This is a genomic window from Pseudonocardia halophobica (assembly GCF_027922425.1).
GTDB classification, from domain to species: Bacteria; Actinomycetota; Actinomycetes; order Mycobacteriales; family Pseudonocardiaceae; genus Pseudonocardia; species Pseudonocardia halophobica.
Map to the genome: position 1 here is coordinate 1 of NZ_BSFQ01000199.1, position 728 is coordinate 728.

The following is a 728-nucleotide window of genomic DNA, read 5'->3' on the forward strand; positions in this document are numbered from 1 at the left end:
AGCGCCGCCGGGCCAAGATAGCGGTCGCCGTTCCACCAGTAGCTGGGGCACGAGGTCGAGCACGAGGCGCAGAGGATGCACTCATAAAGACCATCAAGCTTTTTGCGGTCTTCGATCGACTGACGCCATTCCTTGTCGGGATTGGGCGTCTCGGTGATCAGATAGGGCTGGACCGAGGCGTGCTGGGCATAGAAATGCGTCAGGTCGGGGATCAGGTCTTTCACCACCGGCATATGCGGCAGCGGATAGATCTTCACGTCGCCCTTGATCTCGTCCAGGCCATAGATGCAGGCCAGCGTGTTGATCCCGTCGATGTTCATCGCGCAGGAGCCGCAGATCCCCTCGCGGCACGAGCGGCGGAAGGTCAGCGTCGGGTCGACCTCGTTCTTGATCTTGATCAGCGCGTCCAGAACCATCGGGCCGCACTTGTCCATATCAAGGAAATAGGTGTCGACACGCGGGTTTTCGCCGTCATCGGGGTTCCAGCGGTAAATCTGGAACTTGCGGATGTTCTTGCCTTCCGGCTTCGGCCAGGTCTTGCCGGTGCGGACCTTGGAGTTCTTTGGCAGGGTGAACTGAACCATTGGCTAGTTTCTCCAATCGGGACGGGAGTAGAGCGGTTGCGACGGCAACTGCCCGGATTGTCTGTAGACGCAGCTTTCATAAAGCTGCGCGGGGTCACGCCCGGCCAGATAGTCGGACGAGACCTCGATCTCCATGCGCGCCAC

Annotated in this window: 1 protein-coding gene; it reads right to left on the reverse strand. The window is 59.9% G+C overall.

Going from position 1 to position 728, the window contains the following annotated elements:
- A partial coding sequence (locus tag PKE99_RS39195; protein WP_271215112.1) for a succinate dehydrogenase iron-sulfur subunit occupies positions 1–584 on the reverse strand: 584 nt, incomplete at its 3' end.
- Positions 585–728 lie beyond the last annotated feature (144 nt).